Source organism: Actinotignum sp. usb-actsch-213 (assembly GCF_059085665.1).
This window is the reverse complement of sequence record NZ_JBHNSQ010000030.1, coordinates 1-787: the sequence shown is the minus strand read 5'-3', so window position 1 is coordinate 787 and position 787 is coordinate 1. Positions and strand designations below refer to the sequence as shown.

Here is a 787-nt window from a genome sequence, read left to right as displayed (position 1 = left end):
CGTTAGCGGTACTTCCCGCTAGTTAGCCTTTTCCCGCCGCCGCAGCGCTCCGCCTCCGGCCAGGAGGAGAATCGCGAGGGCGATGGGCATCGCAAGCTCAGCACCGGTGTGGCTGAGTTGCTTGCGGACTGGTGGTGCGGGCGGGATCTTCGTGTCCACACTGGCGGTCGCCGGTGTGGCCTTCTCGCCACTCGGGGTCACCGCGGTAACGGTAGCGGTATTGGTGACCGTCGTACCCTGCATCGTCGCGGTGATCTTCGCTCGGGCTTGCGCTACGAGCTTTTCTCCCGGTGCCAGCACCCCTGCCGCACGCGGCCAGGTGTACTCGATGGGCCCCAGCTCGCTCATAGGATCGTCGATAGTGATGCCGGTGAGCGTTGTTGTTCCGGTATTGAGCACCTCGAAACGATAGACAATCACGTCCCCGTCCACAGTTGCGGTTTTCTCCATCACCATTCCAGGGTGGCCGGTGATGGTGACACTACCGTGGCCACCGGTGCCCGGTTCGCTCGGGTCGCCCGGTTTGTTCGTCACGGTGTCCCCTCCGGGGGTCACGCCGGTGGCGTTGGCATCGTTGCGGACGGTACCCGCATCCACCTGCTCCTGGGTCAGCACCGAAGTAGCGGTAGCACTAGCTTTTTCACCCGGAGCGAGCACCCCGGCAGCACCCGGCCAGCTGTACTCAATCTCGGACAGACCCGGGAAGTCATCTTGAATGACAAGATCCCGCAGGGTGGTATTGCCGGTGTTCTCCAGCGTAAAGAACCAGGTAATGAGGTCACCCGCG

The 787-nt window shown here is 63.2% G+C and carries 1 protein-coding gene; it reads right to left on the bottom strand.

What is annotated here, in order from left to right; translation table 11 throughout:
- Positions 1 to 18: 18 nt before the first annotated feature.
- On the bottom strand, positions 19 to 787 hold a 769-nt coding region (locus tag AC5RK6_RS03080), incomplete at its 5' end, for a DUF7507 domain-containing protein (protein WP_493926360.1).